Here is a 25,615-nt window from a genome sequence, read left to right on the forward strand (position 1 = left end):
TCGTCAGCCGTTGAAGCAGACGTTGCCGACGGTCGGGTTCAGCAGCCCGATGACGCTGAATGAGTTGCCGCACACGTTGGTCTGGACGTGGATGGGCATCTGGAACACGTTGCCCGAAAGAAAGCCCGAGTTACCGACGGAAGCACCGTTGGCCTCGGCGTCAGCGAAGGCCGGAGCGGCGGCTCCGCCCAGGGCAAGAACCAGACCCGCGACGACAACAGCACTCTTCTTCATGAATTTTCCCTTCTCTGCGGCCATGCCTCGTTGACGGTCGAAACCGAGCGAGCGCAATCGGATCGGCTCGCACCATGACCCGCAGGCTGCACACGAGAGATTGACGGCAAAGGAAGCCACGAACGCGTGCCGCCGGGAAGTTCACTCGAATGTCTTCATATAAATGACACGTCTCGCCTACAACAGAAGAAACGGTTCACCTGGGCCGTGGAGAATGAATTGACGGAACGCCGGAAGAGCGGGAATGGGCCATCGGAGTGAAGAGGAGCAACCAATACCGGAGCGGGCAGTTGACCAGAGCGCTCCGATGGACGGGGTTTCTCCAGAAGGGATTAGCAAGTGATCAAGAAGGTACTGGCCACCGCCGCGGTCGCCGCGTCCGTCATCGGCGCCACCGCCGCGGCCGCAGTTCCGGCGCTCGCCATCGGCAACGACAGCGGCACGACCTCCGCCAGCGGCAACGGCGCCAGCCAGTCGTTCGGCAACTCGGCCACCTTCGGCAACATGAGCCCCCAGATGGCGCTCATCCAGGGCTCCCTCAACAAGCCCTGCATCGGCCTTCCGCTCAAGCTCAACGGTGCGGTCGCCGGCGAGGTGGCCGCCCTCCAGGACGTCCCGATCCTGTCGGCCCCGCAGAACCAGCAGTGCGTCGAGAACTCCACCCAGGCCAAGGGCGACGAGCCGCTGTCGCACATCCTGGACGACATCTCCGTACTCGCCGGGAACGGCGCCACCAACCACTGATTTCCACCCAATCAGGGTGAAACGCGCAACCTCCTCCGGGGTGGCTCGTTGACGATCATGCAGCTCCTCCCCCGGAGTCCGCTTTTTTCGAAGGGAAAGAACATGAAGAAGCTGTGGGCAACCGCGGCCGTCGCCGCGTCCCTGGCGGGTATCGCGGTCGCTTCCGCGCCGCAGGCCCTGGCCATCGGCGACGACAGCGGCACCACGTCCGCCAGCGGCAACGGCGCTTCGCAGGAGTTCGGCAACTCGGCCACGTTCGGCGACATGAGCCCGCAGCTCTCGCTGATCCAGGGTTCGCTGAACAAGCCCTGCATCGGCCTGCCCGCCAAGATCAACGGTGCCGTCACCGCCCCGGTGGCCCTCCAGGACGTCCCGATCCTGTCCGCCGCGCAGAACCAGCAGTGCGTCGAGAACTCCACCCAGGCCAAGGGCGACGAGCCGCTGTCGCACATCCTGGACGACATCTCGGCCCTCTCGGGCAACGGCGCGGGCAACGGCTGAGCCGTACGCCCCCCGTCACGGCGGGTCACCGGTCTTCCGGTGACCCGCCGTTTCGCATGCCCCTGACGCCGGCAGCCCCTAGGACACCACGTCCTTGCGGGCGAAACCCCGGAAGGCCAGGGCGAACAGGACGACGGCGTAGGTCACGGAGACGGCCGTGCCCTGGAGCATGCCGGACCACTCGGGGGCGGGCTGGACGGCGTCGGCCCAGGCGAACTGCCAGTGCGCGGGCAGGAAGTCGCGCCAGTCGCCGAGGGCGGTGACGGCGTCCAGGACGTTGCCGATGATGGTCAGACCGACCGCGCCGCCGACCGCGCCGAGGGCGGCGTCGGTCTTCGTCGACAGCCAGAACGCGAGCCCGGCGGTGACGAGCTGGGAGACGAAGAGGTAGCCGACGACGATCAGCAGCCGCTGTGCGGCCGTGCCCGGGTCGAGTGAGCCGCCGGTGGGCAGTTCCAGCGGCCCCCAGCCGTAGGCGGCGGTGCCGACGGCGAGGGCCACGACCGGGAGCAGGACCATCGCGGCCAGGCTGAGGCCGAGCCCGACGACGAGCTTGGACCAGAGCAGCCGGGCCCGGGGCACGGGGGCGGCCAGCAGATAGCGCAGGGAGGACCAGCCGGCCTCCGAGGCCACCGTGTCGCCGCAGAACAGGGCGACCGGGATGACCAGCAGGAAGCCGGCCGAGACGAACAGGTTGACCGCGGCGAAGTTGCCGCCGGACGCGGTCGCCGTGTCCATCAGGGTGACCTGGTTGTTCCGGCCGCCCGGCTCGCCGCCGATGGCGAAGGCGATGAGCAGGACGAACGGCAGGGCCGCGAGGATGCCGCCCATGACCATCGTGCGGCGGCGCTTGAGCTGGCGGACCAGTTCGACGCGCAGGGGCAGCGTGCCGCCTGCCCGGTAACCGGAGGCGACCTCGGTGAGCGTGCTCATGCGGAACCTCCGATCAGGGTGAGGAAGGCGTCCTCCAGGCGGCGGTGCGGGCCGACCGACGCCACGGGGACGTCGAGCCGGACGAGTTCGGCGACCAGGCGCTGGGCGGTGCCGTCGGCGCCGAGCCGTACGAGCAGGCCCTCGTCGGTGCGTTCGGCGGAGACGATGCCGGGCAGCGCGGCCACCTTCTCGACGACCGGCTCCTCCACCGGCGTGGCGGTGCCCACGAGGAGGGTGTCGCCGGAGCCGACGATCTCGACGACGGGCCCGGCCTGGACCAGCTGTCCGCGGTCCATGACGACGAGGTGCGTGCAGGTCTGCTCGACCTCCGCCAGCAGATGGCTGGAGACGATCACCGTGCGTCCGGCGGCCGCGTACCGGATCATCACCTCGCGCATCTCTCGGATCTGCGGCGGATCCAGGCCGTTGGTCGGCTCGTCGAGGATCAGCAGGTCGGGCAGGCCGAGCATGGCCTGCGCGATGGCGAGCCGCTGGCGCATGCCCTGGGAGTACGTCCGTACCGCGCGGTCGAGAGCGGTGCCGAGGCCGGCGATCTCCAGCGCCTCGTCCAGGTGGGCGTCCTCCGCCGGACGGCCGGTGGCCCGCCAGTACAGGTCCAGGTTCTCCCGGCCGGTCAGGTGCGGGAGGAAGCCCGCGCCCTCGACGAACGCGCCGACCCGGGAGAGGACCGGGGAGCCCGCGCGGATGGCGTGGCCGAAGACCCGGATCTCGCCTTCGTCGGGCTTGATCAGGCCCATCAGCATGCGCAGGGTGGTCGTCTTGCCCGCGCCGTTGGGGCCGAGCAGGCCCAGGACCTGGCCCTTGTCCACGCGGAAGGAGAGGTCGCGGACGCTGTAGCGGTCGCCGCCCGCGTACTTCTTGCCGAGGCCGGTGATCTGCAGCGGGACCTCGGCCAGCGCCGGGTCGGGGGCGGGGGTGGTGATGCGGCGGCGGCCGGTCAGCAGCAGGACCAGGGCGAGCCCGGCGCCCGCCAGGGGCAGCCACCACACCCAGGAGGGGAGGGGGGCCGCGGCGGTGGTCACACCGGGGGCGGTGGGGATCTGCAGGTCGCTCTCGAGGGAGACCGTGTACTTCGCCGGGGCCGCCGGGGAGGCGTAGCCGAGGTCGGTGGAGGCGAGGACCAGGCGCAGGCGGTGGCCGTCCTCGATGTCGTGGTCGATCGCCGGGAGGGTGATCGTCACGTCCTTGCCGGCCTTGGCTCCCTCGACGCGGACCGGTGCGACCAGCTGGGAGGGCAGCTGCTGGCTGCCGCCCGGGCCGACGTCGTACACCTTGGCGAAGAGGACGGCGTCGTCGGTGGTGGACTTCACGTGGACGGTGACGGTCGGGGCGCCGGTGATCCGCAGTTCGCGGGTGACCGGTGCCGACTCGAAGGACGCGTACTGGCCGGGGAAGTCGAGCGACACCCCCACGCCGAACGCCGAGAGCTGGGAGAGGCTGGAGCCGCCGAGGCCGGGCAGCGCGGAGAGGGCGGGCGGACTGGCGCCGGCGGGGTTGTCGAAGCTCTGCTCGCGGCCGGTCAGCGCGACCTTCCTGCGGTCGTTGGCCAGGCCGGGGTAGGTGTCCCCGCTCGCGCCGCGCAGCGGGACCGTCCCGTCGGTGGAGTCGACGCCCCCGGTGCGGGTGACGCGGAAGGCCGGGCCGGTATCGACGCCCTTGTCGCCCTTGAGGTACCGGTCGAACCAGGCGGTCACCCGGGCCTGTACCCGGCCGGTCTCCAGGTTGCCGCCGTCGTGGCCGCCCGCGATCCAGTCGACGTCGACGGGGGCGCCGTTCGCGCGGATCGCCTTCTCGGCGGCGTCGGCCTGGGCGAGGGTGAAGAGGGAGTCGGCCTGGCCCTGCACCAGCAGGGTGGGCACCTTGATGCGGTCGGCGACGGCGGACGGCGAGCGCTCTTCGAGGAGTTCGCGCGCGGTGGCGTCCGGGGTGCCGGACTCGGCGACGCGGTCGTACATCGCGCACAGCGCGGGCTCGAAGTTGTCGCAGCCGCCACCGGTGTTGAAGAAGATGCCGGCCCACAGCTTCTTGAACACGCCGTCGGGGAACAGGGCGTCCGCGAGGTTCCAGTAGGTGATCGCGGGGGCGATGGCGTCGACCCGGTCGTCGTGTCCGGCCGCGAGCAGGGAGATCGCGCCGCCGTAGGAGGCCCCGGCGACGCCGACACGCGGGTCGCCCTTCTTGTCCAGCCGGACCTGGGGCTGCTCGGCGAGCCAGTCGATGAGCTTGGAGACGTCGGCGACCTCGCCCTTCGGGTCGTTCAGCCCGATCTTTCCGGTGGACTTGCCGAAGCCGCGCGCGGACCAGGTCAGGACCGCGTACCCGTCGCGGGCGAGGTCCTGGGCCTGCTGCCGTACGTCGTCCTTGCTGCCGCCGAAGCCGTGGCCGAGGAGGACGGCGGGGCGGCGGCCGGCCGCTCCTGAGGTGAAGTACGAGGTGTCCAGGCGCACGCCGTCCACGTCCATCACCCGGTCGCTCTGGCGCACCGCCGGCCGGTCGTCGCCCGCGGCGACGGCCGTCCACGTACCGGCACCGGCGAGTACGACGACGGCGGCCGCTGCGGAGACGATCCGCCGCGGCCGCCGCAGTCCTCGCAGACCGGGCAGTCGAAGATCCATGCTTCAACGGTACGGGGTGAACCTGTCGGGGAGTTGTCGACCGGAGACCGAACTCCCCGCCCTCCCCGGGGCGTACGTGCCCCCGCCCGCGTACACCAGCCGCAGTACCGGACCTGCCCGCGAACGAAGAGGGCCGGTGCGACCCGACGGGGTCGCACCGGCCGTCGTCACGCGGGCGTCAGTGGTTGCGCGGGAAGCCCAGGTCGACGCCGGAGGGGGCGTCGGCCGGGTCGGGCCAGCGGGTGGTGACGACCTTGCCGCGGGTGTAGAAGTGCGTGCCGTCGTTGCCGTAGATGTGGTGGTCGCCGAAGAGAGAGTCCTTCCAGCCGCCGAAGCTGTGGTAGCCGACGGGGACCGGGATCGGGACGTTCACGCCGACCATGCCGGCCTCGATCTCCATCTGGAAGCGGCGGGCCGCGCCGCCGTCCCGGGTGAAGATCGCGGTGCCGTTGCCGAAGGGCGAGCTGTTGATCAGCGCCACGCCCTCGTCGTAGGTGTCCACGCGCAGGACGCAGAGAACCGGGCCGAAGATCTCGTCCTGGTAGGCCTTGGCGGTGGTGGGCACCCTGTCGAGCAGTGAGATGCCGATCCAGTGGCCGTCCTCGAAGCCGTCGACCGTGAAGCCGGTGCCGTCCAGGACCACTTCCGCGCCCTCGGCGGCCGCGCCGGTCACGTAGGACGCCACCTTGTCGCGGTGGACCTTCGTGATGAGGGGGCCCATCTCCGACGTCGGGTCGTTGCCGGGGCCGATCTTGATCTTCTCGGCGCGCTCGCGGATCTTCTCCACCAGTTCGTCGCCGATCGCGCCGACCGCGACGACCGCGGAGATCGCCATGCAGCGCTCGCCCGCCGAGCCGTAGGCCGCGGACACCGCCGCGTCCGCCGCCGCGTCCAGGTCGGCGTCCGGGAGGACCAGCATGTGGTTCTTGGCGCCGCCCAGTGCCTGGACACGCTTGTGGTTCGCGGAGGCGGTGGTGTGGATGTAGCGGGCGATCGGGGTCGAGCCGACGAAGGAGACCGCCTTGACGTCCGGGTGCTCCAGGAGGCGGTCGACGGCCACCTTGTCGCCGTGGACGACGTTGAACACGCCGTCGGGCAGTCCGGCCTCGGCCAGCAGCTCGGCGATCTTGACGGACGCCGACGGGTCCTTCTCGGACGGCTTCAGCACGAACGTGTTGCCGGTCGCGATGGCCATCGGGAACATCCACATCGGGACCATCGCCGGGAAGTTGAACGGCGTGATGCCGGCGACTACACCGAGCGGCTGGCGGATGGACGAGACGTCGACGCGGCTCGCGACCTGCGTCGACAGCTCGCCCTTCAGCTGCACGTTGATGCCGCAGGCCAGGTCCACGATCTCCAGGCCGCGGGCCACCTCGCCGAGCGCGTCGCTGTGCACCTTGCCGTGCTCGGCGGTGATCAGCTCGGCGATGGCGTCGCGGTTGGCGTCCAGCAGCGCGCGGAAGCGGAACAGGATCTCCGTGCGCTTGGCGAGCGAGGACTGGCCCCAGGTGACGTAGGCGTCCTTGGCGGCCGCGACCGCGGCGTCGACCTCGTCCACCGTCGCGAACGCGACCTTCGTGGTGACCGCGCCGGTTGCCGGGTCGGTGACCGGCCCGTACGTACCCGACGCGCCTTCGACGGTCTTGCCGCCGATCCAGTGGTTGACGATCTTCGTCATGACCGAGTACTCCTTCACAGATGGCGGCGTCGGGTGGAGACGTGCCGTTCGTACAGCTCTCGTGCCTTGACCGCGGACGCTCGGGTCGCGGTCTCGGCCACAGGTACATCCCACCAGGCCTGCGCGGGCGGCGGGCCCGACACAGTGTCGGCCGTTTCGGTCTCGACATAGACACAAGTGGGAGTGTCGGCGGCGCGCGCCTCGGCGAGGGCCTCGCGCAGCTCGCGGACGGTCTTCGCGCGCAGCACGCGCATGCCCAGGCTCGCCACGTTGGCGGCCAGGTCGACGGGGAGCGGCGCGCCGGTGAAGGTGCCGTCCTCCGAGGTGAAGCGGTACGCGGTGCCGAACCGTTCACCGCCCACGGACTCCGAGAGCCCGCCGATCGAGGCGTAGCCGTGGTTCTGCACGAGCAGGATCTTGATCGCGATCCCCTCCTGCACGGCCGTCACGATCTCGGTCGGCATCATCAGATACGTTCCGTCGCCGACCAGCGCCCAGACGTTCCGCTCGGGGGACGCCAGTTTCACTCCGATGGCCGCCGGGATCTCGTAGCCCATGCAGGAGTAGCCGTACTCCAGGTGGTACTGGTCCCGGGAGCGCGCCCGCCACAGCTTGTGGAGGTCGCCGGGGAGCGAACCGGCCGCGTTGATGATCACGTCCGACTCGTCCGCGAGGGCGTCGAGGGCGCCCAGCACCTGCGGCTGCGTCGGGCGTACGTCGGGCTCCTCGGCCTCGTAGCAGGCGTCGACGCGCTGCTCCCAGCGCTCCTTGTCCTCGCTGTACTCGGCGACGTACGCGTCCGCGACCCGGTGGTCGTGCAGTTGCAGGGCCTCGGTCAGCTCCGTCAGGCCGCTGCGGGCGTCCGCGATCAGCGGGAGACCGGCGAGCTTGTGGCCGTCGTAGGGCGCGATGTTGAGGTTGAGGAAGCGGACGCCGTCGCCCTGGAACAGGGTGTTGGAGGCCGTGGTGAAGTCGGTGTAGCGGGTGCCGACGCCGATGACCAGGTCCGCGGTGCGGGCGAGTTCGTCGGCGGTCGCCGTGCCGGTGTGGCCCACCCCGCCCACGTCCTGCGGGTGGTCGTGGCGCAGCGAGCCCTTGCCGGCCTGGGTGGAGGCGACCGGGATGCCGGTGACCCGGGCGAACTCGGCGAGGGCCTCCTCGGCGCGGCTGTGGTGGACTCCGCCGCCGGCGACGACGAGGGGGCGCCTGGCGGACCTGATCACGCCGACGGCTTCCGCGAGTTCGGTGGGGTCGGCTCCCGGACGCCGTACGACCCAGGTGCGCTCGGCGAAGAACTCCTCGGGCCAGTCGTAGGCCTCGGCCTGGACGTCCTGCGGCATCGCGAGGGTGACCGCGCCCGTCTCCACGGGGTCCGTCAGGACGCGCATGGCCTGGAGGGCGGCCGGGATCAGGGCCTCGGGGCGGGTGATCCGGTCGAAGTACTTCGACACCGGGCGGAGGCAGTCGTTGACCGACACGTCGCCGGCGTACGGCACTTCGAGCTGCTGGAGCACGGGGTCGGCGACGCGGGTCGCGAAGATGTCACCCGGGAGGAGGAGCACCGGGAGGTGGTTGACGGTCGCCAGGGCGGCGCCGGTGACCAGGTTGGTCGCGCCGGGGCCGATGGACGTCGTCACCGCGTGGGTGGAGAGCCGGTTCGACTGGCGGGCGTAGCCGACGGCCGCGTGCACCATGGACTGCTCGTTGCGGCCCTGGTGGAACGGCATGTCGTCGCCGTACTCGATCAGTGCCTGGCCGAGACCGGCGACGTTGCCGTGGCCGAAGATGCCCCAGGTCGCGCCGATCAGCCGCTGCCTGACGCCGTCCCGTTCGGTGTACTGGGCGGCGAGGAAGCGCACCAGCGCCTGGGCCACTGTGAGCCTGGTGGTCATCGGTAACCCTCCGTATGGTCCGGGTGGAAGCAGATCCGCCACTCGCGCGTCTCGCCGGGACCGGCCATGACGTTCAGGTAGTACATGGCGTGGCCCGGCTGGGCGATCGACGGCCCGTGCCAGCCGTCGGGGACGAGGACGGCGTCACCGGAGCGGACCTCGGCGAGGACCTCGGAGCCGCCCTCGCGGGAGGGGGACACCCGCTGGTAGCCGAAGCCGTTCGGGCCGTCGATCTCGAAGTAGTAGATCTCCTCGAGCTCGGCCTCCTCGCCCGGCCGGTGCTCGTCGTGCTTGTGCGGCGGGTACGAGGACCAGTTGCCGCCGGGCGTGATCACCTCGACGGCGATCAGCTTGTCGCAGTCGAAGGCGTCGGCGGAGGCGAAGTTGCGCACGTGGCGCAACTGGTTGCCACTGCCGCGTTCCTCGACGGGGACCTCCGGCGCGGGGCCGTAGCGGGCGGGGAGTTGTCGCTCGCACTTCGCTCCTGCCAGGGCGAAGCGGCCTCCCGCGCCGGAGGCGATCGTGACCCGGGCGTCTCGGGGAACGTACGCGAAGTCGGTCACCGACGCGAAAACGCTTTCCCTGCCCAGGAGTTGGAACTCTTCACCGGCTGTTTGCACGGTACATCCGCCTTCGAGCGGAAGCACGATCCACTCACTGTCACCGGTGGTGAGGGTGTGACTGCCACCCGGCTCCAGTGCGACGATCCGCAGGCTGCTGTAGGTCCAGCCGGCCCGCTTCGGGTCGATGTCGAGAACATGGTTCCCGTCGGCGGTGGTACCGCGCGCGATGTACAGGTCGTTGCTCATGCGGCCCTCACAGCAGTCCTACGGCGGTGTCCACGGCGGCGGCGACGTTCCCGTCCGCCGGGTACAGCAGCGAACGTCCGACCACCAGGCCGCGGACGGTGGGGAGCTGCAGCGCCCCGCGCCACTTCTCGTAGGCCCCGTCCTGGTCGTCGCCGACCTCGCCGCCCAGCAGGACGGCAGGCAGGGTGGACGTCTCCATGACCTCGGCCATGTCGTCGGGGTTCTCGGTGACGGGGAGCTTCAGCCAGGTGTAGGCCGAGGTGCCGCCGAGCCCGGATGCGATGGCGATCGACTTGGTGACGGCCTCGGCGGAGAGGTCGTTCTTCAGCCTGCCGTCGGGGGTGCGGCGGCTGATGAACGGCTCGACGAACAGCGGCAGCCGGCGGGCGGCCATGTCGTCGATCGCGCGGGCCGTGGTCTCCAGGGTGGTGAGCGAGCCCGGGTCGTCGTAGTCGATCCGTACGAGCAGCTTGCCCGCGTCGAAGTTCAGCCGCTCGATGTCCTCGGCACGGTGGCCGGTGAAGCGGTCGTCGAGTTCGAACACCGCGCCCTGGAGGCCGCCCCGGTTCATCGAGCCCATGACGACCTTGTCGTCGAGGGCGCCGAGGAGGAGCAGGTCGTCGAGGATGTCGGCGGTCGCGAGGACACCGTCCACGCCGGGGCGGGACAGCGCCAGGCAGAGGCGTTCGAGCAGGTCGGCGCGGTTGGCCATGGCCAGCTTGCGGCCGCCGACGCCGAGCGCGCCCCGCGCGGGGTGGTCGGCGGCGACGATCATCAGGCGGCCGGAGTCGCCGATCAGCGGGCGGCGGGGCCGGCGCGCGGCGGCCTCGGCGATCGCCTCCGGGCGCTCGGCCCGCAGGCGGACGAGCTCGGACACGTCGACGGACGGGGGCGTGCTCGCGGGGGCCTCCGGGGTGCGGCGGGGTGGCACGGTCATGCCCAGGCAGCCCGTGTCGTCGGTCTCGTCGGTGGCCCCGCGCTTTCGTCCCGCCATCACAGCACCGCTCCGGCGGCGACGGCGTCCTCGATCTCGGCGGGGGTCGGCATCGCGGAGGAGCACTCGAGGCGGGAGGCGACGATGGCGCCGGCCGCGTTGGCATGGCGCATGATCTTCTCCAGGTCCCAGCCCGCGAGGAGGCCGTGGCAGAGGGAGCCGCCGAAGGCGTCTCCGGCTCCGAGGCCGTTGAGGACGTTCACCGGCAGCGGCGGGACCTCGGCGGACTCGCCCCTGCTGTTGACGGCGAGGACGCCCTTGGGCCCCTGCTTGACGACCGCCAGCTCCACGCCGGCGTCCAGCAGCGCCTGCGCGGCGGCCCGCGGTTCGCGCACCCCGGTGGCGACCTCCACCTCGTCGAGGTTGCCGACGGCGACGGTGGTGTGCTTGAGGGCCTCGGCGTAGAACGGACGGGCCGAGTCGGGGTCCGCCCAGAACATGGGCCGCCAGTCCAGGTCGAAGACCGTGGTGCCGGTCCTGGCCCGGTGGGCGAGGGCGGCGAGGGTCGCCGTCCGGCTCGGTTCCTCGCTCAGGCCGGTACCGGTGACCCAGAAGATGGCGGTCTGGCGGATGGCCTCGAGGTCCAGCTCGTGGGCGTCGATCTCCAGGTCGGGCGCCTTCGGGCGGCGGTAGAAGTACAGCGGGAAGTCGTCCGGCGGGAAGACCTCGCAGAAGGTGACCGGGGTCGGCAGGCCGGGGACCGGGGTGACCCAGCGGTCGTCGACGCCGAAGCCGCGCAGGGCCTCGTGCAGATAGGTGCCGAAGGGGTCGTCGCCCGTGCGGGTGATCACCGCGGTGGACCGGCCGAGCCGGGCGGCGGCCACCGCGACGTTCGTCGCCGAACCGCCCAGGAACTTCCCGAAGGACGTGACCTGCGGGAGCGGCACACCCGTCTGCAACGGATAGAGGTCCACCCCGATCCGCCCCATGGTGATCAGGTCGTACGCCATCGAGTTCCCTTCGGTTCGGCTCGCGTCTCGGCCCGGGTCCCGGCTCGTCCCCGTGAACGCTCCCGCGTCGGCTCTCCACGGCTTTGTAGCCCTGTCCGGCGCGCCCTGTCAATACTTTGTCCAGACATTCGGACGAGCTCTTGACACCCCTCCGGTGAGCCCGCACGCTGACGCCCATGACGTCGTTGTCACCTGAGTCCAAAGTTTCCGGAGTTTCCCGTATCCGTGTCGGATCCGCCCCCGACAGCTGGGGCGTCTGGTTCCCGGACGACCCCGCCCAGGTCCCCTGGCAGCGCTTCCTCGACGAGGTCGCGCAGTCCGGCTACGAGTGGATCGAACTGGGCCCCTACGGCTATCTGCCGACCGACCCGGCCGTCCTCACCGAGGAAACGGCGAAGCGCGGCCTGAAGGTCTCGGCCGGCACGGTCTTCACCGGGCTGCACCACGGTGAGGCCGTGTGGGACAAGACCTGGGCGCACGTCGCGGACAACGCGGTGCTCGCGCAGGCCATGGGCGCGAAGCACCTCGTCGTCATCCCGTCCTTCTGGCGGGACGACAAGACCGGCGAGGTGCTGGAGCCCGACACCCTGACACCCGGGCAGTGGCGCAACCTCACCTCCCTGACCGAGCGGCTGGGCAAGGAGGTGCGGGAGCGGTACGGCCTGCAGATCGTCGTCCACCCGCATGCCGACACCCACATCGACAGCGAGGAGAACGTCGTCCGGTTCCTGGACGGGACCGACTCCGACCTCGTGTCGCTGTGCCTGGACACCGGGCACTACGCGTACTGCGGCGGCGACAGCGTGAAGCTGATCGAGACCTACGGGTCGCGGATCGGCTACCTGCACCTCAAGCAGGTCGACCCGGAGATCCTCGCGGACGTGCGGACCAAGGGGACGCCGTTCGGTCCTGCGGTCGCGCAGGGCGTGATGTGCGAGCCCCCCACCGGTGTGCCCGCGCTGGGGCCGGTGCTCGAGGCCGCGGGGAAGCTGGACGTCGATCTGTTCGCGATCGTCGAGCAGGACATGTACCCCTGCGAGCCGGACACTCCGCTGCCGATCGCGCAGCGGACGCGGGCGTTCCTTCGGTCCTGCGGGGCTTGAGGACCCGCCCGGGGCCGCCCCACGGGGACGCCGGGTTGCGCGCGCCCCTTAACCGCGCCGCCCCGCCGTAGCACCATGGGTGCCCATGACTGCCCGCGCGGTACACGTCCGGTCCGGACAAGGGGCCGGTGGATCCTGGGAGCTGGCGTACGCCTCTCCCCATCCCCGGTTGCGGCCCGGCGTGATCAGCTACCGCGGGATCCGGCTGGCGATGGACCGGCCCCGGCGGCGGCTGGAGACCCCCATCGGGGCCTCCACCCTGCTGCTGGGGTTCGAGGGGCCCGTCCGTATCTCCCGTGCGGGACAGGCCACGGACACGCTGGTGTCCGTGTACTGCGGGCCCACCACCACGCCTGCCGTCGGTGAACACGGCGGGCGCGTCTCGGGGGTCGAGGTGCTGCTGACCCCCTGGGCCGCCTTCACCCTCTTCGGGACCCCGCAGCACGAACTCGTCAACCGCACCGTCGACCCCGACACCCTGCCGCACGCCCTCGGCTCACCCCTCGGCGAACTCTCCGCCGCGCTGGCCGCGCTGCCCGGCTGGGCGGAGCGGTTCGAGCTGCTCGACGACGTGTTCAGCCAGTGGTGGAAGGCCGGTACGCCCGGTTCGGAACGGGTGGCCCGGGCCTGGTCGGTGCTGGTGCGCACGGGCGGCGCGATCCCGGTGCCCCGGCTGGCCGAGGAGGTCGGCTGGAGCGTACGGCAGCTGGAGAACCGTTTCCGGGAGCAGATCGGGCTCGGACCGAAGGCGGCGGCCCGTGTTCTGCGGCTGCAACGCGCCCGTCGGCTGCTGGCGCGGGGACAGACCGCGGCGGAGACGGCGGCGCTGTGCGGGTTCTACGACCAGGCTCATCTCAGCGGTGAGTTCAAGGCCATGACCGGGTGTACGCCGAAGGAGTTCTCGCAGGCCAGACAGGCGCCGGGGCCGGTGTCCCCGGCCGCGGACCGGCTGAGCGGGGAGGCGACGAGCCTGGTCCTGCCGGCCCGGCCCGCCGATTGGTCCGGACCGGATGCGCATTTTTCCAAGACCCGGCGGGCCGGCTGACCTGAGGCTGTACCCATCCGGCCGGCACCGGTCTTTTCCGGGGGGATGGCGGGGATGCGGGGTCGGGTCGGGTCCGTCGCAGCGGGCCCGGCCCGCCTCCTCTCTGCGTCACTTCTGTCACAAACGTCCCTGAACCGTCACACATGTCCCGCATATGCGGGTTCTTCGTCACGTGTAGCCGACAGCCCCTCACGTGCAGTCACCGTGAGTCGTTCGCCGGGCACAGGCTTGGTGATCGCCAGCGCAGCGCCGGGCTCCCCCGGGCGGCCTCCCGGCCGCCGCCCCGCGTGCGCAGGGAGGTGCGTCTCATGACCGACCGACGGCTCTGGTCCTACAAGGAGATCGCGGCACACATCAGGGTGCAGCCCGACACGGTGCGCTCCTACCGCAAGCACGGGCTTCTCCCGCCTCCCGACCATGTCGAGGCCGGCAAGCCCTACTGGTACGCCGAGACCGTACGCGCCTGGGTCGCCACCCGCCCGGGCAACCGCAGACGCGGAACCGTCTGACTCCACACCGGGAAGGCGAGGCCGGGAAGGGCGAACGCCGGGAAGGCCGAGGGCCGACGGGCGGGTGGCGGTGGGCGGTGGGCGGGTGGCGGTGGGCGGCCCGGGCACTTCCGGTGGTGGTGCCGGGCCGCCGTCAGTTCCACGGATCGATCACCGTCACCCCCGCCCCCGGCGCCGTCCCCAGCGCCGCCAGCGCCTCCGGTACGGCGTCCAGCGTGATCGTGGACGTCACCAGCAGGTCGGGGCGGAGCCGGCCGGCGCGGACCGCCTCCAGCATCGCTGGGTAGGTGTGGGCGGCCATGCCGTGGCTGCCGAGGATCTCCAGTTCGAGGGCGATGGCTCGGGCCATCGGGACCGGTGTCCTGCCGTCCGCCGAGGGCAGCAGTCCGACCTGGACATGGCGGCCGCGGCGGCGCAGGCCGTCCACCGAGGCGGCGCAGGTGACGGGGGAACCGAGGGCGTCGAGGGAGAGATGGGCGCCGCCGCCGGTCAGCTCACGCACCGCCTCCGCGGTGTCGGGGACCCCCGTGGCGTCCAGACAGTGCGCCGCGCCGAACTTCCGGGCCAGGTCGAGGGCGGCCGATGACACGTCCACCGCCACCACGCGCGCCCCGCTCGCCGCCGCGATCATCACCGCGGAGAGGCCGACCCCGCCGCAGCCGTGCACCGCCACCCATTCCCCCGCCGCGACCCGGCCCCGCTGCACGACCGCACGGAACGCGGTGGCGAACCGGCAGCCCAGGGAGGCGGCGGTGGCGTAGGACAGGTCGTCCGGGATCGCGACCAGGTTCACATCGGCGTGGTCCAGGGCGACGTACTGGGCGAACGAGCCCCAGTGGGTGAAGCCGGGCTGGGTCTGGCGCTCGCACACCTGATGGTCGCCGGCCGCGCAGGACGGGCAGCTTCCGCAGCCGCAGACGAAGGGGACGGTGACCCGGTCGCCGGGACGCCAGCCGGTGACCCGGGAACCCGTCTCCGCCACGACCCCGGCGAGTTCATGGCCCGGGACGTGCGGCAGCGTGATGTCCGGGTCGTGGCCCATCCAGCCGTGCCAGTCGCTGCGGCACAGCCCGGTGGCCTCCACCCGCACGACCACTCCGTGCGGGGCGGGCCGCGGGTCGGGCACCTCCCGCACCTCGGCCGGCTCGCCGTACCGCTCGAACACCACAGCCCGCATCCACGCCTCCCACTCGTCCACCGCCCCGCTCCGGGACGCTCCGGACAACACCGGCTCCGGACACGCCCCCGTAGATCACCGTGCCCGTCGGCCGTGCAGGTTAGCCGTGCGCGCCGACCTTGTCCCCGTCCCGGTCCCGGTGCTCCCCGGGTGCCGCCGGCCCGCCCTCGCTCAGGCCGAACCTCCGGTGGAACCTGCGCAGAGGTGCCGGGGCCCACCAGGTGGCCCGGCCGGTGAGGCGCATGATCGCCGGGACCAGGAGGCTGCGGACCACCATCGCGTCCATGAGGACCGCCAGCGCGATGCCCAGGCCGAGCATCTTGGTGTTGGTGACCCGCGAGGTCCCTATCGCGACCATCACCACGGCCAGGATGACGGCGGCGGCCGTGATCAGCCCGCCCGTGCGCCGCAGGCCGAGGCGGACCGCCCCTTCGTGGTCCCCGGTGCGGTCGTACTCCTCCTTGATGCGGGAGAGCAGGAAGACGCCGTAGTCCATGGAGAGTCCGAAGGCCACGCAGAACATCAGGACGGGGAGGGTGGTCTCGATGGAACCGGGGCTGGTGAAGCCGAGCGGGCCGGAGAGATGGCCGTCCTGGAAGACCCAGACCACCGCGCCGAACATCGCCGTCAGACTGAGCGCGTTGAGCAGCACCGCCTGGAGCGGAATCAGCACACTGCCGGTCAGGAGGAAGACCAGGAGGAGGGTGACGACGGCTATGAAGGCTCCGGCCCAGGGCAGTTGGGCGCCTATCGCGTGCTTGGAGTCGACCAGGACGGCCGCGGTGCCGGTCACCTTGGTGTCGAAGGGGGCCCGTGTGGCGCGCAGTTCACCGACCAGGGCCTGCGCCTCGGCGTCCACGGTCTCGCCCCTGGGCAGCACCGTGAAGTACGCCGAGTCGCCCTTCACCAGCGGCCCGTCGACCCGGACCACCTCGGGGAGCGCCGCGATCCTCTCCTTGTAGGCCGTGTACTGGGCCGGGGTCGCCCTGCCCTCGGCCAGGACCTCCAGACCCCCGCCCGGGCTGCCCGGGAAGCCGCCCCTGATGTGCTGCTGCACGACGTGGGACTCCGCGGTGGCGGGCAGTTGGCGGTCGTCCGCCGTGCCGAACTTCACGCCCAGGAAGGGCAGGCCGAGCAGGACCAGCACCGCGGTGGTCGCCAGGGCGAAGAACGGGGCCCGGCGCATCACCAGGTCCGCCGCGCGGGCCCAGCCCTTGCCGCCCTCGGCGTCGGCGTCCGGCGAGGGCGTGGACGGGGGCTTCCTGCGGAACACCCGCCGCAGGTCCAGCGCGTTGACCCGGTGGCCCAGCAGGACCAGGGCCGCCGGGAGGAGGATCAGGGCCGCTCCGGCGGCGAGCAGGACCACCGCCATGCCGGCGTAGGCGAAGGAGCGCAGGAAGTACTGGGGGAAGACGAGCATCGCGGCGAGCGACACGGCGACCGTGAGCGCGGAGAACAGGACCGTGCGCCCGGCCGTGCGCAGGGTGGTGCCGATGGCGGTGCGCGGCTCGGCGCCCGTGGCCAGTTCCTCGCGGAAGCGTCGGACGATGAACAGCGCGTAGTCGACGGCGAGGCCGAGGCCCAGGGCCGTGGTGAGGTTCATCGCGAAGACGGAGACGTCGGTGAACTCGGTGAGGCCGCTGAGGACCGCGTTGGTGCCCAGGATCGCGACGATGCCGATGCCGAGTGGCAGCAGGGCGGCGATCGCGCTGCCGAAGACCATCACCAGCAGCACCAGCGTGATCGGCAGGGCGATCACCTCGGCGCGGGTCAGGTCCTCCTGGATGGTCTGCTGCATCTCGTGCCGCACGGCGACCATGCCGCCGATCCTGACCTCCACCGGGCCGTGCTTTCCGCGGTAGGAGGGCGCTATGCGGTCGAGGGTCTCCGCCGTCGCCTTCTCGTCGCCCGTGATGCGGGCGGCTATCAGGGCCTCGTGGCCGTCCTTCGCCCGGAGGGCGGGCGCCGTCGACGCGTCCGCCTGCCAGTAGGAGCCGACGCCCACGATGCCCTTCTCCGCGGCCAGGCGGGTGGTCAGCCCGACGGCCTCGGCGGCGACCGCCTTGTCGTCGACCGAGGAGCGCCCCGCGTCGACGAGCAGCAGCAGGTTGGGCTGGGAGTCGGGGAACTCACGCTCCAGCGCCTTGGTCGCGTAGGTGGACTCGGCGGCCGGGTCCTCCCAGCCGCCGCTGCCCAGCCGGTCGGCGACGCCGCTGCCGGCCAGCACGGCGAGCAGGGTGAGAACCAGGGCCGCGAGCAGCGTCAGCCTGGGACGGGCGGTCACGAACCGCGTCCACCCTCCGGGCGGGGGTGGGCTGTTGACTTCGGTCATCGTGCGGTGTCCCCTTCACCCTGCAGGTTCGCCCTGCAGACAGCCGTGAAAACCGTAGAATGGAAAACACGAGACAGTGCTCGCGTTTCTGAGTCCAGAATGCGAGCGACCACTCGTGTTTGTCAACCGTGTCCGGAGAGCTGGGGATAACGCGTGGCCGAGACGCACGAGAGGCAGCAGGGCAGCCGGGAGCCGGAGAAGGAGCAGCCGCGCCGCCGCCAGGCCCGCGGCGAGCGGCGCATCGCGCAGCTGCTCGAAGCCGCGGCCACCGTCTTCGGCACCACCGGCTACACCGCCGCCAGCACCAACGCCATCGCCCGCGAGGCCGGCGTCTCACCGGGCACGCTCTACCAGTTCTTCCCGAACAAGGAAGCGATCGCCATCGAGCTCGGCGGCCGGCTGATGCACGAGATGCGCGAGGCCTACGGCGAGGCGCTCGCCCCGGTCGACCCGGCGACCCCGCTGGAGGAGGCCGTCGGCGCCGCCGTCGACCGCTTCATCGCCTTCAACTGCGACCACCCGGCATTCTTCGTCCTGATGCACAGCTCCGACGTCCCGGGCAGCTTCGCCGAGGACCACGAGGCGCTGCACGCGACGCTGGTCTCCCGTATCGAGAGCCTGCTCTCCTCGTTCCTGCCCGAAGCGCCCCCCGCCGAGCTCACCCGCACCGCGCACATGTGCCTGGGCCTGTACAAGGCGGGCCTGGAACTGGTCCTGGGCCACGAGGGCGCCGAACGCGAGGCGTACGTCCAGGAGCTGAAGAACGTCCTGGTCCGCTACCTGGACCCGCTGGTCGGCGCCCGTCTCGGCAACCACCCCGGCCGACATCTCGAGGTCACCGCGGCTCCCTGAACGGCATCGCGATCCGGCTGGTGGCGAGGCTGACCGCCACCGGCCCGACGCGCCCACCGACCCCGCCGGGCCCTTCTTTGAGAAATACCCCCTAGGGGTATAGTGTGAAATATCGGGAGACCTCTCGGGTCTCCGTCGACCCCATCCACGACTCCACGCCCCGCCTCCACGACGCCCCAAGGAGAACGACATGACCGCCCAGACCGACACCACGGGCTCCGTCACCACCGTCTACAAGGTGAGCGGCATGAGCTGCGGCCACTGCGAGGGCGCCGTCTCCGGCGAGATCTCCGAGCTGCCGGGTGTCACCTCGGTCAAGGCCGTCGCCTCCACCGGCGAGGTCACCGTCGTCTCCGCCGCGCCCCTCGACGAGGAGGCCGTCCGCGCCGCCGTCGACGAGGCCGGCTTCGAGCTCGCCGGCCAGGCCTGACCCAACCCCTGGCCATGACCACGACCAGCAGCACAGCCGGCGACACGCCGATAGCCACCCCGGCCTTCGAGGTGGAGCTGCTCATCGGCGGGATGACCTGCGCCTCCTGCGCCGCCCGCGTGGAGAAGAAACTCAACCGCATGGACGGCGTCAGCGCGACGGTCAACTACGCGACGGAGAAGGCGAAGGTCAGCTGTCCGGCGGGGACCGAGGTCGCCGATCTGATCGCGACCGTGGTGAAGACCGGATACACGGCGGAGGAGCCCGCGCCTCCGGCCGCGGAGGCCGCGCAGGAGGAGGAGGCCGCCGAGCCCGACGGCGGTCTGCGCCACCGGCTCCTCGTGTCCGCCGTGCTCGCCGTGCCGGTCGTCCTGATGGCGATGGTCCCCTCCCTCCAGTTCGACGACTGGCAGTGGCTCTCGCTGACGCTCGCGGCGCCGGTGGTGGTCTGGGGCGGCGGCCCGTTCCACAAGGCCGCCTGGACGAACCTGCGACACGGCAGCACCACTATGGACACGCTCGTCTCGGTGGGCACGCTGGCCGCGTTCGGCTGGTCGCTGTGGGCACTGTTCCTCGGCGACGCGGGTATGCCCGGCATGCGGCACCCCTTCGAACTCACCGTCTCCCGCACGGACGGCGCCTCGACGATCTATCTGGAGGTCGCCGCCGGCGTCACCGTGTTCCTGCTGCTCGGCCGGCACATGGAGGCGCGTTCCAAGCGGCGGGCGGGAGCGGCCCTCAGGGCGCTGATGGAGCTGGGCGCCAAGGACGTGGCCGTCCTGCGGGACGGGCGGGAGGTGCGGATCCCCGTCGACCGTCTCGCGGTCGGGGACCGGTTCGTCGTACGGCCCGGGGAGAAGGTCGCCACCGACGGCACGGTCGTCGAGGGTGTCTCCGCGGTCGACGCGTCCATGCTCACCGGGGAGTCCGTCCCGGTGGACGTCGAGCCGGGAGACACCGTCACCGGCGCGACCGTGAACGCCGGCGGGCGGCTCGTCGTCGAGGCCACCCGGGTCGGCGCCGACACCCGGCTCGCGCACCTGGCGCGACTCGTCGAGGCCGCGCAGACCGGCAAGGCCGAGGTGCAGCGGCTGGCCGACCGGGTCGCCGGGGTCTTCGTCCCCGTGGTGCTGCTGATCGCCGCCGCCACCTTCGGCGGCTGGCTCGGCGTCACCGGGGACACCGTCGCCGCGTTCACCGCGGCCGTCGCCGTGCTGATCATCGCCTGCCCGTGCGCGCTCGGCCTCGCCACGCCCACCGCGCTCCTGGTCGGCACCGGGCGCGGCGCCCAGCTCGGCATCCTCATCAAGGGGCCCGAGGTCCTGGAGTCCACCCGCCGCGTCGACACGGTCCTGCTCGACAAGACCGGGACGATCACCACCGGGCGGATGACCCTCCAGGACGTGTACGTCGCCGACGGCACCGACGAACGGCGGCTGCTGCGGCTCGCGGGCGCCCTGGAGCACGCCTCCGAGCATCCGGTCGCCCGCGCGGTGGCCGCGGGCGCCGAGGAGCGCACCGGACCGCTGCCGGCGGCCGAGCACTTCGAGAACGTGCCCGGGCGGGGCGTGCGGGGCCATGTGGAGGGGCGCGAGGTGGCCGTGGGGCGGCTGTTCGAGAGCCTTCCGCGAGAGCTGGCCCGCGCCAAGGAGAAGGCCGAGCGGGACGGCCGTACGGCCGTCGTCGTCGGCTGGGACGGCGTGGCGCGGGGCGTGCTCACCGTCGCCGACGCGGTCAAGGGGACCAGCGCCGAGGCCGTCCGGGAGCTGCGCGCGCTCGGGCTCACGCCGGTACTGCTGACCGGGGACAACCGGGCGGTGGCCGAGGCGGTGGCGGCCGCGGTCGGTATCGACCGGGTGATCGCCGAGGTGCTGCCCGAGGACAAGGCGGACGTCGTCCGGCAGCTGCAGGGCGAGGGGCGGGTCGTCGCCATGGTCGGCGACGGCGTCAACGACGCGGCCGCGCTCGCCACCGCCGATCTGGGGCTCGCCATGGGCACCGGGACGGACGCGGCGATCGAGGCGAGCGATCTGACGCTGGTGCGCGGGGACCTGCGGGTCGCGGCGGACGCCATCCGGCTGTCACGGCGGACCCTCGGGACGATCAAGGGCAACCTGGTGTGGGCCTTCGGGTACAACGTGGCGGCGCTGCCGCTGGCCGCGGCGGGGCTGCTCAATCCGATGATCGCGGGGGCGGCGATGGCCTTCTCGTCGGTGTTCGTCGTGACCAACAGCCTGCGGCTTCGCACCTTCAGGTAACAGATCGGCAAGACCGGACCTTTAGGCGAGACCCCCTGGAGTCCTGCCCGAGCCTCACATAAGCTCTTCACAAGGCTCCCGCATCATCCTTACGCTTGGGCCTCGATCGCTGTATCCGGGCTCTTGCGCATCTAACGGACATATGCAAGAGACACAGATCACAGTGCTGTGAACGTAACCACCGGAGGGGTTCGAAGGTCTAAGTTGACGGTGTCGGAAAGCGTCTTGGGGGGCGCCGACCGACGTCTGAGGATGTCTTGGGGGACTTCCTCAGAGATGCGTTGCCGGGGCACGTACACCGGGAAGCTTTGAGCGGCCCTCCCAGCGTGCGCGTCCCGGCAGATCGCACACGGCGGCAGCATGGCGAGTTCTGCTCGTTCTGCTCAACCGCAGGCACAACAACCGCACCACAATCGCACAACAACCACATATGGACACAGCGAATTCAGGCGCTGTCCTCACAAACGCCCGGCCGGATCCCGTGGGGGGAATCCGCACCGGGACATGGGAAGGCGCCCTGGTCGTCGGCCCGTGGGGGGACCGGCGTCGGGGCGCCTTCCGCTTTGCGTGTTCAGTTCACGAGGCCGAAGAACGACGGCCCCGTGCCGGGGCGCCGGTGAAGACACGGCGCCCCCAACGGCAGGTGTCAGCGCTGTTCGACCGGGACGAAGTCGCGCTCGACGACGCCCGTGTAGATCTGGCGCGGGCGGCCGATGCGGGAACCCGGCTCCTTGATCATCTCGTGCCACTGGGCGATCCAGCCCGGGAGACGGCCGAGGGCGAAGAGGACCGTGAACATCTCGGTCGGGAAGCCCATGGCCCGGTAGATCAGGCCGGTGTAGAAGTCGACGTTGGGGTAGAGGTTGCGCGAGACGAAGTAGTCGTCGGAGAGCGCGTGCTCCTCCAGCTTCAGCGCGATGTCCAGCAGCTCGTCGGACTTGCCGAGGGCCGAGAGGACGTCGTGCGCCGCAGCCTTGATGATCTTCGCGCGCGGGTCGAAGGACTTGTACACCCGGTGGCCGAAGCCCATCAGGCGGACGCCGTCCTCCTTGTTCTTCACCTTGGAAATGAAGGTGTCGACGTCGCCGCCGGTCGCCTGGATGCCCTCGAGCATCTCCAGGACGGACTGGTTGGCGCCGCCGTGCAGCGGGCCCCACAGCGCGTTGATGCCGGCCGAGATCGAGGCGAACATGTTCGCCTGGGACGAGCCGACCAGACGGACCGTGGAGGTCGAACAGTTCTGCTCGTGGTCCGCGTGCAGGATGAGCAGCTTGTCGAGCGCGGAGACGACGACCGGGTCGAGGTCGTACTCCTGGGCGGGGACCGAGAAGGTCATGCGCAGGAAGTTCTCGACGTAGCCGAGGTCGTTGCGCGGGTAGACGAACGGGTGGCCGATCGACTTCTTGTACGCGTACGCCGCGATCGTCGGCAGCTTGGCGAGCAGCCGGATCGTGGAGAGGTTGCGCTGCTTCTCGTCGAACGGGTTGTGGCTGTCCTGGTAGAACGTGGACAGCGCGGAGACGACCGAGGACAGCATGGCCATCGGGTGGGCGTCGCGCGGGAAGCCCTTGTAGAAGTTCTTGACGTCCTCGTGCAGCAGGGTGTGCTGCGTGATGTCGTTCTTGAAGACGCTCAGCTCGTCGACGGTGGGCAGCTCGCCGTTGATGAGCAGGTAGGCGACCTCGAGGAAGGTCGACCGCTCGGCCAGCTGCTCGATCGGGTAGCCGCGGTACCGGAGGATGCCCTGCTCGCCGTCAAGGTAAGTGATGGCGGATTTATAAGCGGCGGTGTTGCCGTAGCCGCTGTCCAGGGTCACCAGACCGGTCTGGGCGCGGAGCTTCCCGATGTCGAAGCCCTTGTCGCCGACGGTGCTGTCGATCACCGGGTAGGTGTACTCGCCGTCGCCGTACCGCAGTACTACAGAGTTGTCGCTCACGTCATCCCTCACCGACGTTGTGCCTCTTCTTCGAGGTTGCCCTGACTGTCTCTACCATCCCCCATTTGGCGCAGGAGAGTGCACTCGGGGTCGACCATTGGGCTTATCGGCGGCACTCAGTGCCGCCAACTTGCTCATCCTGCCGCCTTCGTCACGGTTGCGGAAGTGGTCTGTGACCTTCATGACTCATTTGATCGATCATTTTTTGTGGTCACTGCCCCTTGAAGCGGCCACCCTCCCGCGGGGTGATCACTGCCCCCGGGAGGATGAGACCGCCCCCGCGAGCCGGAAGTCCAGGGCCGTGCAGCGGCGGCCGGCCGACACTGTGCGCACCGCCTGGCCGATCGCTTTGCGGGAGCCGACGAGCACAACGAGCTGCTTGGCGCGGGTGACGGCCGTATACAGAAGGTTCCGCTGGAGCATCATCCATGCTCCCGTGGTGACGGGGATCACCACGGCGGGATATTCACTTCCCTGTGAACGGTGGATCGTCACCGCGTACGCGTGGGCCAGTTCGTCCAGTTCGTCGAACTCGTACGGAACCTCCTCGTCCTCGTCCGTCAGTACCGTGAGGCGCTGGTCCACCGGGTCGAGCGAGGTGACCACGCCCACGGTGCCGTTGAAGACACCGTTCTCCCCCTTCTCGTAATTGTTGCGGATCTGCGTGACCTTGTCGCCGACACGGAAGACCCGGCCGCCGAACCGCTTCTCGGGAACGTCGGGGCGGCCCGGAGTGATCGCCTGCTGGAGCAGACCGTTGAGCGTGCCGGCGCCGGCCGGGCCGCGGTGCATCGGGGCGAGCACCTGGATGTCCCGGCGCGGGTCGAGGCCGAACTTGGCGGGGACGCGGCGGGCGGCCACGTCCACCGTGAGCCGGCCGGCCTCCTCCGTTTCGTCCTCGACGAAGAGGAAGAAGTCCTTCATGCCGTCGGTGACCGGGTGCTGCCCGGCGTTGATCCGGTGCGCGTTGGTCACCACGCCGGACTGCTGGGCCTGGCGGAACACACGCGTGAGGCGGACGGCGGGGACCGGGCTGCCGTCGGCGAGCAGATCGCGCAGCACCTCGCCCGCGCCGACGCTGGGCAGCTGGTCGACGTCCCCCACGAAGAGCAGATGTGCGCCCGGGGGTACGGCCTTCGCCAGCTTGTTGGCGAGCAGCAGGTCGAGCATCGACGCCTCGTCGACCACCACCAGGTCGGCGTCCAGCGGGCGGTCGCGGTCGTAGGCCGCGTCGCCGCCGGGCTTGAGCTCCAGCAGGCGGTGGACGGTGGAGGCCTCGGCTCCGGTCAGCTCGGCGAGGCGCTTGGCGGCTCGGCCGGTGGGCGCGGCCAGTACGACCTTCGCCTTCCTGGCGCGGGCCAGCTCCACGATCGAGCGCACGGTGAAGGACTTGCCGCAGCCGGGACCACCGGTGAGGACCGCTACCTTCTCGGTCAGGGCGAGCTTCACGGCGGCCTCCTGCTCGGGGGCGAGGTCGGCCCCCGTGCGCCCCCGCAGCCAGGCCAGCGCCTTGTCCCAGGCCACGTCACAGAAGCCCGGCATCCGGTCCTCCTCCGTGCGCAGCAGGCGCAGCAGCTGGGCGGAGAGGGAGAGTTCCGCGCGGTGGAACGGGACCAGATAGACGGCCGTGACCGGCTCCGCGCCGCTGTCCGGTCCCGGGACCTTCTCGCGGACGACGCCCGGATCCTCGCCCTCCTCGGGCGGTGCCGCGAGCTCGGCCAGGCACTCGATGACCAGGCCGGTGTCGACCTGGAGCAGCTTCACCGCGTCGGCGATCAGGCGCTCCTCGGGCAGATAGCAGTGGCCCTGGTCGGCGGACTGCGACAGCGCGTACTGCAGGCCGGCCTTGACGCGCTCCGGGCTGTCGTGCGGGATGCCGACGGACTGGGCGATCTTGTCGGCGGTGAGGAAACCGATGCCCCAGACGTCGGCGGCCAGCCGGTAGGGCTGGTTCTTCACGACGGAGATGGAGGCGTCGCCGTACTTCTTGTAGATGCGCACGGCGATGGAGGTGGACACCTCGACGGTCTGGAGGAAGAGCATGACCTCCTTGATCGCCTTCTGCTCCTCCCAGGCGTCGGCGATCTTCTTGGTGCGCTTCGGGCCGAGCCCCGGGACCTCGATCAGCCGCTTGGGCTCCTCCTCGATGACGGTGAGGGTGTCGACGCCGAAGTGCTGTGTGATCCGGTCGGCGAAGACCGGTCCGATTCCCTTGACCAGGCCGGAACCGAGGTAGCGACGGATGCCCTGGACGGTGGCGGGCAGCACGGTCGTGTAGTTCTCCACCGTGAACTGCTTGCCGTACTGGGGGTGCGATCCCCAGCGGCCCTCCATGCGGAGGGACTCGCCGACCTGGGCACCGAGCAGCGCTCCCACGACCGTCAGCAGATCGCCGGCGCCTCTGCCGGTGTCGACCCTCGCGACCGTGTAACCGTTCTCCTCGTTGGCGTACGTGATGCGCTCGAGGACCCCCTCGACCACCGCCTGATTGGACATGATCCGACGGTACCGGCGCCGACCGACAATCGGGGTCCCCCGTAAAAGCAGCGCACACAAGCTTTCGATCATGTTTTCGGATGCCGTACGGCTGGAACGGCTG

The 25,615-nt window shown here is 70.9% G+C and carries 20 protein-coding genes; 8 read left to right on the forward strand and 12 right to left on the reverse strand.

What is annotated here, in order from left to right; all coding sequences use genetic code 11:
* Positions 1 to 3: 3 nt before the first annotated feature.
* Complete coding sequence (locus tag ABT057_RS16045) at positions 4 to 258, reverse strand: chaplin (RefSeq protein ID WP_352343583.1); 255 nt, start codon at positions 256 to 258, stop codon at positions 4 to 6.
* A gap of 315 nt (positions 259 to 573) precedes the next feature.
* Between ABT057_RS16045 and ABT057_RS16050 the strand changes: the two genes are divergently transcribed.
* Both ABT057_RS16050 and ABT057_RS16055 read left to right on the forward strand, forming a co-directional pair.
* A complete protein-coding gene (locus ABT057_RS16050) occupies positions 574 to 978 on the forward strand; it encodes a rodlin (RefSeq protein ID WP_352343585.1) in 405 nt (134 codons plus the stop codon).
* A 102-nt stretch (positions 979 to 1,080) separates the two neighbouring features.
* A complete protein-coding gene (locus ABT057_RS16055) occupies positions 1,081 to 1,479 on the forward strand; it encodes a rodlin (RefSeq protein WP_352343586.1) in 399 nt (132 codons plus the stop codon).
* 78 nt (positions 1,480 to 1,557) lie between these two features.
* Here the strand turns inward: ABT057_RS16055 and ABT057_RS16060 are convergent, their stop codons facing one another.
* The 7 genes from ABT057_RS16060 to iolC all read right to left on the reverse strand — a co-directional run bounded on the left by ABT057_RS16060 (position 1,558) and on the right by iolC (position 11,374).
* A complete protein-coding gene (locus ABT057_RS16060) occupies positions 1,558 to 2,412 on the reverse strand; it encodes an ABC transporter permease (RefSeq protein WP_352343588.1) in 855 nt (284 codons plus the stop codon).
* A complete protein-coding gene (locus ABT057_RS16065; RefSeq protein WP_352343590.1) occupies positions 2,409 to 5,048 on the reverse strand; it encodes a CocE/NonD family hydrolase in 2,640 nt (879 codons plus the stop codon). The genes ABT057_RS16060 and ABT057_RS16065 overlap by 4 nt, the downstream gene beginning before the upstream one ends.
* Positions 5,049 to 5,226: 178 nt before the next feature.
* On the reverse strand, positions 5,227 to 6,729 hold the full coding sequence (gene mmsA, locus ABT057_RS16070; protein ID WP_352343591.1) for a CoA-acylating methylmalonate-semialdehyde dehydrogenase: 1,503 nt from the start codon (positions 6,727 to 6,729) through the stop codon (positions 5,227 to 5,229).
* 14 nt (positions 6,730 to 6,743) lie between these two features.
* A complete protein-coding gene (gene iolD, locus ABT057_RS16075) occupies positions 6,744 to 8,621 on the reverse strand; it encodes a 3D-(3,5/4)-trihydroxycyclohexane-1,2-dione acylhydrolase (decyclizing) (RefSeq protein ID WP_352343592.1) in 1,878 nt (625 codons plus the stop codon).
* Positions 8,618 to 9,430, reverse strand: a complete 813-nt coding sequence (gene iolB / locus ABT057_RS16080; protein WP_352343594.1) for a 5-deoxy-glucuronate isomerase — start codon at positions 9,428 to 9,430, stop codon at positions 8,618 to 8,620. The genes iolD and iolB overlap by 4 nt, the downstream gene beginning before the upstream one ends.
* A 7-nt stretch (positions 9,431 to 9,437) precedes the next feature.
* Complete coding sequence (locus ABT057_RS16085; RefSeq protein WP_352343704.1) at positions 9,438 to 10,367, reverse strand: Cgl0159 family (beta/alpha)8-fold protein; 930 nt, start codon at positions 10,365 to 10,367, stop codon at positions 9,438 to 9,440.
* 56 nt (positions 10,368 to 10,423) lie between these two features.
* Complete coding sequence (iolC, locus tag ABT057_RS16090; RefSeq protein WP_352343595.1) at positions 10,424 to 11,374, reverse strand: 5-dehydro-2-deoxygluconokinase; 951 nt, start codon at positions 11,372 to 11,374, stop codon at positions 10,424 to 10,426.
* A gap of 176 nt (positions 11,375 to 11,550) precedes the next feature.
* Between iolC and ABT057_RS16095 the strand changes: the two genes are divergently transcribed.
* From ABT057_RS16095 to ABT057_RS16105, 3 genes are all read left to right on the forward strand, one after another.
* Positions 11,551 to 12,477, forward strand: coding sequence for a sugar phosphate isomerase/epimerase family protein (locus tag ABT057_RS16095; RefSeq protein WP_352343596.1), 927 nt, complete (start codon positions 11,551 to 11,553; stop codon positions 12,475 to 12,477).
* Positions 12,478 to 12,562: 85 nt separating this feature from the next.
* On the forward strand, positions 12,563 to 13,522 hold the full coding sequence (locus tag ABT057_RS16100; RefSeq protein ID WP_352343597.1) for a helix-turn-helix domain-containing protein: 960 nt from the start codon (positions 12,563 to 12,565) through the stop codon (positions 13,520 to 13,522).
* A 308-nt stretch (positions 13,523 to 13,830) separates the two neighbouring features.
* Complete coding sequence (locus ABT057_RS16105; protein WP_352343599.1) at positions 13,831 to 14,031, forward strand: helix-turn-helix transcriptional regulator; 201 nt, start codon at positions 13,831 to 13,833, stop codon at positions 14,029 to 14,031.
* 133 nt (positions 14,032 to 14,164) lie between these two features.
* Here the strand turns inward: ABT057_RS16105 and ABT057_RS16110 are convergent, their stop codons facing one another.
* Positions 14,165 to 15,208: a zinc-dependent alcohol dehydrogenase family protein gene (locus ABT057_RS16110; RefSeq protein ID WP_352343705.1), complete on the reverse strand. Its 1,044-nt coding sequence runs from the start codon at positions 15,206 to 15,208 to the stop codon at positions 14,165 to 14,167.
* A 100-nt stretch (positions 15,209 to 15,308) separates the two neighbouring features.
* Positions 15,309 to 17,540: an MMPL family transporter gene (locus ABT057_RS16115; protein WP_352343601.1), complete on the reverse strand. Its 2,232-nt coding sequence runs from the start codon at positions 17,538 to 17,540 to the stop codon at positions 15,309 to 15,311.
* Between the two features lie 153 nt (positions 17,541 to 17,693).
* On the opposite strand from ABT057_RS16115, the gene ABT057_RS16120 reads away from it, so the two are divergent.
* The 3 genes from ABT057_RS16120 to ABT057_RS16130 all read left to right on the forward strand — a co-directional run bounded on the left by ABT057_RS16120 (position 17,694) and on the right by ABT057_RS16130 (position 21,080).
* On the forward strand, positions 17,694 to 18,392 hold the full coding sequence (locus ABT057_RS16120; RefSeq protein WP_352343602.1) for a TetR/AcrR family transcriptional regulator: 699 nt from the start codon (positions 17,694 to 17,696) through the stop codon (positions 18,390 to 18,392).
* Positions 18,393 to 18,582: 190 nt separating this feature from the next.
* On the forward strand, positions 18,583 to 18,822 hold the full coding sequence (locus ABT057_RS16125; RefSeq protein ID WP_352343603.1) for a heavy-metal-associated domain-containing protein: 240 nt from the start codon (positions 18,583 to 18,585) through the stop codon (positions 18,820 to 18,822).
* 14 nt (positions 18,823 to 18,836) lie between these two features.
* Positions 18,837 to 21,080 carry a heavy metal translocating P-type ATPase gene (locus ABT057_RS16130; RefSeq protein WP_352343604.1) on the forward strand — a complete coding sequence of 748 codons (2,244 nt, stop codon included), beginning with the start codon at positions 18,837 to 18,839 and terminating at the stop codon, positions 21,078 to 21,080.
* Positions 21,081 to 21,726: 646 nt separating this feature from the next.
* Here ABT057_RS16130 and ABT057_RS16135 read toward each other — a convergent pair.
* Positions 21,727 to 23,016 (reverse strand): citrate synthase, encoded by a 1,290-nt coding sequence (locus tag ABT057_RS16135; protein WP_352343605.1) that lies wholly within the window; start codon positions 23,014 to 23,016, stop codon positions 21,727 to 21,729.
* A 249-nt stretch (positions 23,017 to 23,265) separates the two neighbouring features.
* Positions 23,266 to 25,512 carry an SF1B family DNA helicase RecD2 gene (gene recD2, locus ABT057_RS16140; protein ID WP_352343607.1) on the reverse strand — a complete coding sequence of 749 codons (2,247 nt, stop codon included), beginning with the start codon at positions 25,510 to 25,512 and terminating at the stop codon, positions 23,266 to 23,268.
* Positions 25,513 to 25,615: the final 103 nt, after the last annotated feature.

The sequence above is a fragment of the Streptomyces sp. NPDC002588 genome, assembly GCF_040295925.1.
Classification (GTDB): domain Bacteria; phylum Actinomycetota; class Actinomycetes; order Streptomycetales; family Streptomycetaceae; genus Streptomyces.

Coding starts and splice junctions, on each gene's coding strand:
- ABT057_RS16045 (WP_352343583.1), bottom strand. CDS start 258: ATGGCCGCAGAGAAGGGAAAATTCATGAAGAAGAGTGCTGTTGTCGTC.
- ABT057_RS16055 (WP_352343586.1), top strand. CDS start 1,081: ATGAAGAAGCTGTGGGCAACCGCGGCCGTCGCCGCGTCCCTGGCGGGT.
- ABT057_RS16060 (WP_352343588.1), bottom strand. CDS start 2,412: ATGAGCACGCTCACCGAGGTCGCCTCCGGTTACCGGGCAGGCGGCACG.
- ABT057_RS16065 (WP_352343590.1), bottom strand. CDS start 5,048: ATGGATCTTCGACTGCCCGGTCTGCGAGGACTGCGGCGGCCGCGGCGG.
- mmsA (WP_352343591.1), bottom strand. CDS start 6,729: ATGACGAAGATCGTCAACCACTGGATCGGCGGCAAGACCGTCGAAGGC.
- iolD (WP_352343592.1), bottom strand. CDS start 8,621: ATGACCACCAGGCTCACAGTGGCCCAGGCGCTGGTGCGCTTCCTCGCC.
- iolB (WP_352343594.1), bottom strand. CDS start 9,430: ATGAGCAACGACCTGTACATCGCGCGCGGTACCACCGCCGACGGGAAC.
- ABT057_RS16085 (WP_352343704.1), bottom strand. CDS start 10,367: ATGACCGTGCCACCCCGCCGCACCCCGGAGGCCCCCGCGAGCACGCCC.
- iolC (WP_352343595.1), bottom strand. CDS start 11,374: ATGGCGTACGACCTGATCACCATGGGGCGGATCGGGGTGGACCTCTAT.
- ABT057_RS16095 (WP_352343596.1), top strand. CDS start 11,551: ATGACGTCGTTGTCACCTGAGTCCAAAGTTTCCGGAGTTTCCCGTATC.
- ABT057_RS16100 (WP_352343597.1), top strand. CDS start 12,563: ATGACTGCCCGCGCGGTACACGTCCGGTCCGGACAAGGGGCCGGTGGA.
- ABT057_RS16105 (WP_352343599.1), top strand. CDS start 13,831: ATGACCGACCGACGGCTCTGGTCCTACAAGGAGATCGCGGCACACATC.
- ABT057_RS16110 (WP_352343705.1), bottom strand. CDS start 15,208: ATGCGGGCTGTGGTGTTCGAGCGGTACGGCGAGCCGGCCGAGGTGCGG.
- ABT057_RS16115 (WP_352343601.1), bottom strand. CDS start 17,540: ATGACCGAAGTCAACAGCCCACCCCCGCCCGGAGGGTGGACGCGGTTC.
- ABT057_RS16125 (WP_352343603.1), top strand. CDS start 18,583: ATGACCGCCCAGACCGACACCACGGGCTCCGTCACCACCGTCTACAAG.
- ABT057_RS16130 (WP_352343604.1), top strand. CDS start 18,837: ATGACCACGACCAGCAGCACAGCCGGCGACACGCCGATAGCCACCCCG.
- recD2 (WP_352343607.1), bottom strand. CDS start 25,512: ATGTCCAATCAGGCGGTGGTCGAGGGGGTCCTCGAGCGCATCACGTAC.